The organism is uncultured Campylobacter sp., assembly GCF_937996225.1.
Taxonomy (GTDB): Bacteria; Campylobacterota; Campylobacteria; order Campylobacterales; family Campylobacteraceae; genus Campylobacter_B.
The window spans coordinates 1-6,251 of sequence record NZ_CALKTC010000006.1; the positions used below are offsets into that span (position 1 = coordinate 1).

Annotated in this window: 7 protein-coding genes; 1 reads left to right on the forward strand and 6 read right to left on the reverse strand. The window is 48.9% G+C overall.

Annotated elements, in window-relative coordinates; genetic code table 11:
- From msrA to Q0174_RS00695, 3 genes are all read right to left on the reverse strand, one after another.
- Positions 1-478: peptide-methionine (S)-S-oxide reductase MsrA (gene msrA, locus Q0174_RS00685; RefSeq protein WP_298040943.1), on the reverse strand; the 478-nt coding region annotated here is incomplete at its 3' end.
- An 825-nt stretch (positions 479-1,303) separates the two neighbouring features.
- Positions 1,304-2,842: a bifunctional phosphoribosylaminoimidazolecarboxamide formyltransferase/IMP cyclohydrolase gene (gene purH / locus Q0174_RS00690; protein WP_298040945.1), complete on the reverse strand. Its 1,539-nt coding sequence runs from the start codon at positions 2,840-2,842 to the stop codon at positions 1,304-1,306.
- Between the two features lie 16 nt (positions 2,843-2,858).
- Positions 2,859-3,446, reverse strand: coding sequence for a hypothetical protein (locus Q0174_RS00695; RefSeq protein ID WP_298040947.1), 588 nt, complete (start codon positions 3,444-3,446; stop codon positions 2,859-2,861).
- Positions 3,447-3,510: 64 nt separating this feature from the next.
- On the opposite strand from Q0174_RS00695, the gene Q0174_RS00700 reads away from it, so the two are divergent.
- Positions 3,511-3,861: a hypothetical protein gene (locus tag Q0174_RS00700; RefSeq protein ID WP_298040949.1), complete on the forward strand. Its 351-nt coding sequence runs from the start codon at positions 3,511-3,513 to the stop codon at positions 3,859-3,861.
- 65 nt (positions 3,862-3,926) lie between these two features.
- Here Q0174_RS00700 and Q0174_RS00705 read toward each other — a convergent pair whose 3' ends face one another.
- The 3 genes from Q0174_RS00705 to Q0174_RS00715 are packed head-to-tail and all read right to left on the reverse strand — an operon-like array spanning position 3,927 to position 6,234.
- Complete coding sequence (locus Q0174_RS00705; protein ID WP_298040951.1) at positions 3,927-4,958, reverse strand: hypothetical protein; 1,032 nt, start codon at positions 4,956-4,958, stop codon at positions 3,927-3,929.
- Between the two features lie 26 nt (positions 4,959-4,984).
- Complete coding sequence (locus tag Q0174_RS00710) at positions 4,985-5,608, reverse strand: hypothetical protein (protein ID WP_298040953.1); 624 nt, start codon at positions 5,606-5,608, stop codon at positions 4,985-4,987.
- A 14-nt stretch (positions 5,609-5,622) separates the two neighbouring features.
- Entirely contained in the window at positions 5,623-6,234 is a 612-nt protein-coding gene (locus Q0174_RS00715; RefSeq protein ID WP_297923743.1) for a hypothetical protein, read from the reverse strand.
- Between the last annotated feature and the right edge of the window lie 17 nt (positions 6,235-6,251).

Here is a 6,251-nt window from a genome sequence, read left to right on the forward strand (position 1 = left end):
CGCGCGCAATAGCTTCCGCCACCACGGCTTTTTCGGCCGGGTCGGTGTAATACACGCCGCTGCGGTATTGTTCGCCCCTGTCGTTGCCCTGTTGGTTCAGGCTGGTCGGGTCCACCACGCGGAAATAATATTGCAGGATATCGTTCAGGCTTAATTTGTCGGCGTCGTAGGTCACTTTCACCGTTTCGGCGTGACCGCTGCCCTGTATCACTTCTTCGTAGCTCGGATGCGCGGGTTTGCCGTTGGCATAGCCCGACACGGCATCGGTTACGCCTTGTATGCGTTGAAAATAGGCTTCTAAGCCCCAAAAGCAGCCGCCTGCCAGATAAATTTCTTTCACGTTTGCGTTCATGCCGCCCCCTTTAACTTTAAAATTTGCATCCGCCGCACCGACGCTACTGCCGCCTGCGGCATTGAGCGCGACTAAATAACCCGCCGCCAAAGCAAAGAGGCAGATTAAGGCTTTGAAAATTTTCATTTTGATCCTTTCGTTTTGAATTTTGCGCAATTTTACAATCCATAAATGAAATGAGAGTGAAATTTTGCCGAGCTTGATATTTGCCGCAAACGGCGAAATTTCAAGACGCGCGAACGCGGCACGGTAAAATTTGCCTCAAAATTTTGAGGCTACGGCAAAAATTTTACCGCTAAAGTTACGCGCCATAATAAAACCGCATAGGACTGCGCTAAAATCGCTCGCTGTCATAAAGCCTGCGCCCAAGCCGCGTACGCCGCACTATTCTACGTAAATTTTAAAATTTAGAGCACAACGAAGTCTGTGAACTTGCGTAAATTTTAAAATTCCTAGCAAAACGCAACCGAGCGGCTCTTGTAAATTCAAGCCGATAAATTTATGCCAACTGCGCGGACATAGCGGCAAACCTAGCATTCTGCCGATTAAATTTAAAATTTACGCGCCGCCGCCGCGAGATAAAATTTTAGTGACCATTCAGGAGCGGCGAGTGATTAAATTTAAACTGCGCCGCACCGATACGTAGTGCCATGCCGCGTAGCCAAAAACCCGCGCCGTGCAGCAGTATAACGAAGCGCGAACAGTCGGATTCACACTGTCTCCGCCACGTAGCGGAGCGCAGTCAAATTTACATCGCGTACGGCTGTGTAGCGGAGGTAGTCGGGTCCGCACCGCGCTGGCGCGTAACAAAGCACTGTGCATTAGACCCACGCCGCGCGCAATGAAGCTAGCGCTACGAGATCCGCTCCGATGCGGTTTTTAAAATTTACAACGGCATAAAAAGCTACGCAGCGAGCGCAATAAATCCGCTCCGCCGCAGGCGAGCAAAATTTAGTGCAAAAAGTGGCGCACTCCCGTAAAATACATCGCCATGCCAAACTCATCGGCGCTTGCGATCACCTCATCGTCGCGGATGCTGCCGCCTGGCTGCACCACCGCCGCGACGCCCGCGGCATGGGCGATCTCGATGCTGTCTTTAAACGGGAAAAACGCCTCGCTGGCAAGCGCGCAACCGCTCAGATCGACGTCCACGTCGCGAGCCTTGGCCACTGCCGCACGCGCGGCGTCCACGCGGCTCGTCATACCCATGCCGATCGCGACCATCGCGCGATTTTTGACGTAAACCACGCAGTTGCTCTTCGTAAGCGCGGCGATCTGCCACGCGATTTTTAGATCATCAAGCTCGCTCTGGCTCGCCGCGCGCCCCGTGACGCAGCTAGCGTTTGCGACCTCGCCCGCGCCTACGTAGTCGCGCTGCTGATACACAAAGCCGCCGTCAATAAATTTAAAATCATACTTGTCGTTTTCGCGAATCAAAAACTCCCCGCCCTGCTCGAAAATTTTAATGCGCTTTTTCTTTTCAAATACCGCAAGCGCTGCGGGTGTGACGCGAGCGGCGAGGATAACTTCGACAAAAATTTCATTGATTTTATGCGCTAGCTCCTCGTCCAAAACGCCGTTTATCGCCACGACGCCGCCGTATGCCGAGACGGGGTCGCATTTTAGCGCCTCGGTGTAGCTTTCAAGCAGGCTCCCCTTCACGGCAAAGCCGCATGGATTGGCATGCTTGCAGATCGCCACCGCAGGCGCCTCTCCGAAGCTACTAGCGAGCATCAGCGCGCCGTGCATATCGGTCATATTGTTAAAGCTCGCCTCGCCCTTTAGACTCTTAAAGTGCTTGCTAAAAAAGTCCTCGAACTCGTAAAGCGCGCCCTTTTGGTGCGGATTTTCGCCGTAGCGAGTATCGAAGACCTTACTGCCCGTGATAAATTTTTTCGCGCCGAAGCCGCCGTTAAAGCGCTCGTTCATATAGTTTGCGATCATCGCGTCGTAGGCTGCGGTGTGCTCATAAGCTTTTATCATTAAATTTTGCCTAAATTTCAGCTTCTCGCTCTCGTCCGCGCCGCTTAAATTTTGCAAAACCGCGCCGTAATCAAGCGGGCTCGTGACGACATAGACGCTCGCAAAATTCTTAGCTGCGCTTCGAACCATCGCGGGGCCGCCGATGTCGATGTTTTCGATGATCTCGGAAAAATCGTCGGTGCGGGCTACGGTCGCTTTAAAAGGATAGAGGTTCACGCACACGAGATCAATGCCGCCGATGCCGTGCTGTGCGGCTTGGCTTACGTGATTTTCGTCGTTTCGCTTATACAAAATTCCGCCGTGGATCTTTGGATGCAGGGTCTTAACCCGCCCCTCAAACATCTCGGGCGAGCCCGAGTACTCGCTCACTTCCGCTGCTTTCACGCCATTTTGCAAAAGCAGTTCATGCGTGCCGCCCGTGCTTAAAATTTCAAATCCTAGCTGCTCAAGCCCTTTGGCAAACTCTACGATGCCCTCTTTATCGCTGACGCTGATTAACGCTCTCATCTTTTCTCCTTTTAATTTATTCGCATAGTTTTTTAAAAATCAGCTCGCGCATATCGTTTGCATTAAGCTGAAAATACAAAATCGCCTCGCGGCGAGCCTTTTGATACTCACGCCTTGTCTTTTCATCCGCCGCGCCGAGCTTTGCGTCTTTAAATTTCGCCATGCGCGCCGAAGCCAGCTCTTTTAGCCTCTCATTATCGCGAGAAATGCCGCCGCTATAATTAAACCACTCTTTGCTTTGAAAAATATTAAATAAAATTTGAAAATCTACGAAATCTCCCCTATTGTACTCGGCGCAGACCCCGTTTTTGTGGCTTACGGCGTAGATCGCGCCGTATCTGCGCTCGAAAAAATATAGTTTTATGAGCTTTGCGTTTTTATCTAAATTTGCGCCGCCGCCTAAAATCGCAAGCTTTGCATCTCCTCGCGTTTCATAAGGGCCTAAAATGGCGCCGTTTTCGTAGAGATTGCCGCCGTAAAAAGCGTATTTCATCTCCCCAAGCTCGCCCAAAAGAACGTAGGTTTCATCGCTTGCGGGCGAGTTTTTGCCTGCGCAGCCGAGCAGCGACAGAGCCAAAAACAGAGACGAGATAAAAAATTTCATCGCAAAACCCCTTTAAATTTTAAAATTTGCCGAATTTATGAAGCGGAAATCGGCAAAGCGAAATTTGCTAATTTACCGCATTTACCGCGCGCAGATTTTAAATTTGCTTCTCAAATGCCGCCGCCTTGCTCGCGTGGACGCAAATTTTAAAATTCTGCGCCGCTTACAAAGACTAAATTTAAAAGCCACGCGTAAAAACGCAAATTTAAACCGCAGCGCAAATTTAGCCGCAAGGATCTGCGTGAACCGGCTAAATTTAAAATTTCGCGGCGCAGCTTTTATCGCCAAGCTAGATTGGCGCCTCCTCTTGCCGCTTTTTAAAATTTTAAATTTACCTGCACATTTTGTTTTTCAGCTCATCCATAAGCGCGGCTATGTCATCATCAATCGCACCTTGCCGCTGCTGCTCGCTTAAATTTTATGCGCCGCTTTAAATTTTACAAGCCGTAAATTTAAATCGGCACGATATCTAAAACCGCACTAAATATAATAGATGCTGTTTTTGATATTTTTGCCGTCGATCTCGTTTTTGCGCCACGAGCTCTCGTCGTTTAGCACGATCCAGCGCTTCTCCTCCTCGCGGTAAAACCAATCCTTGTCGATCTGATAGTAGATCTGACATCCAGAAATTTCGATGATGTTGGCGATGTTGTTGTCGTGGTAGTTGTTCTCATCGAAGTCGGTGAAGGTGCGCTGCCCCATCTCGGCATAGAGCTCGTTTAAAATTTGAAGCATCTCGCTTAGGCGCATATCCATCTTCTCGACCTGAAGTCCAAGCTCATTAGCCTCTCTGAATAAGATCGGATAGTCGTGCGACGGATAGCCGCTGTTTAGCTTGTCGCTGATAAAGGCGATCTTTTGCTCATCTTCGAAGTGATAGCGCAGAATTTCGCGGCAAATTTTAAGCGACAGGCTGCTTGCGCGATCAACGGCGCCGAAAACGAGCGGATGGATATATTTATAAAGCTCCTTGTACGGGTTCTCGTCGTTCGGGCGCTCGTTATTTTTCCAAAGCTTCACCACGCGGCTTAGCTCGTCCATCGAAACGTTGGCTTGATCGTTTGTGTTCGTAACCGGTGAAAGCTCGTGGCGCAGCGAAGTATCGACCGACGTGAGATAGCCTAGCGGCCCCATTAAAATTTTATTCGCCCCAAGCGCCATCATCGTAGCCGCCGAAGCGCAGTTTGCAGGCACTAGAGCGATCAGCTCGTCGCAGTGGTTGCGCAGGATCGAAACGATCTTAAGCGATGCTATGCCGCTGCCGCCGTCAGATTTGATGTAAAGGTAGAGTTTTTCGAAATGCTTGCCCTTTAGGTGGTCGTTGATACTGATCGCGTCGTTGCCGCAGACGCTACCCGCGCCCGAATTGAAGTAGGTAAGCAGTGGCGCGCCCAGATATTTCTCGATATTGGTGATCACCTCTTGCGTTTGCTTCATCAAGATCGGCGGTTGCTTTGCCGCCTTTTTAGCGCCATGCTTCTGCGGCTCTTCGTCTTTGGATAAAAATCCCATGTTTTCCCTTTCGTGTTGGTTTGGTTTTAAAATTTTAACTTACAAATATCGCGCAATTTGTCTTGGTGCCACTCGATGCTCTCTTTAACCGTATTGCCTAGAGCCGTATGCGGGCTTTGCAAAAACGCCCTACTATTTTTTAGTCTTGAGCCCACGTATTCATAGCGTGAGATCACGTTTGCGCTGGAGCTTTGCGACACCGAAGCCGAAAACGAGTATGAATAAAGCGGCGCGGAGGAAGCATAGCCGCTAAAGTGCTCTTTTAGGCTTACGAATTTGCCCTCCGCAAAGGCCTTGCAAACGCCGCCGCTTGCGGAATACTCGGCGATTCGTAGCTCTTTATTGGGCGTAAAAACGTAGATCGTAAATTTATTTAGAGCTCTTTGCGAAATTTGATCCCCAGCCACGTTCATCCCTCTTTCGTCCGTAAATAGATAGAGATTGGAGCCCGCCTCTTCGTATCTTCCTAAGATTGCATCATCTTTTAAAAGCACGCCGCCTGAAATTTTATACTCGGTGACGGTCTGCCCGTCATAGCTCATCATCACGGAATTTTCCGGATGTAGCTCGGTTTGCGAATACTTTACCTTCATACAGCCAGTAAGCAGCACGACCGCCGTAAACAGCGCTAAAATTTTAATTTTATCCATAAATCCTCCGAAGTTTATCTGCAAAAATCGTCTAAGATCATGGTTCTAAGACCCTCGATCGTCTTTTTGAAAAATCCAGCCACAGCCAACTCCTCCGCGATATATTTCGTATCTTTGCGATCGACCGCTTTTTCAAAATTCATATTTTTATATGCGCTCAACGTTTTTGAACTCATATTTTGCACCGAGCTCTCGCTTTTTGAAATTCTACCGTCCGCATAAAGCCAATCGCCGTCTTTGAACATATTTGAAGTATAGTCGAAATTTACGTATCTGCCGGCGTTATAGACGCTGCAAATCCCATCTTTGTGCCAAATGCTAAATACCATTGCCCTTTCGTCGTTAAAAAGATAAAATTTCATCCTCTTGGCATTCAGCGCGGACTTGTAATTGTTGCCGTAAGACTTGCCCGCCTCGTCGAGCACAAGCATCCTAAACTCGCCTCTATCCATAGAATAGGAGCCTAAATTTCTGCCGTTTTCATACAGATCCTCGCCGACAAATTTATAGATCATGGTTTTGTTGCCGTCGTAAAATTTAAACTCCTTATCGCTCTTAGCCGGGCGCAATATCCCACATCCCCCAAGTAGTGCCGCCAAAACGGCAAAAATTATAAAATTTTTCATTTATCACTCCTTAAATT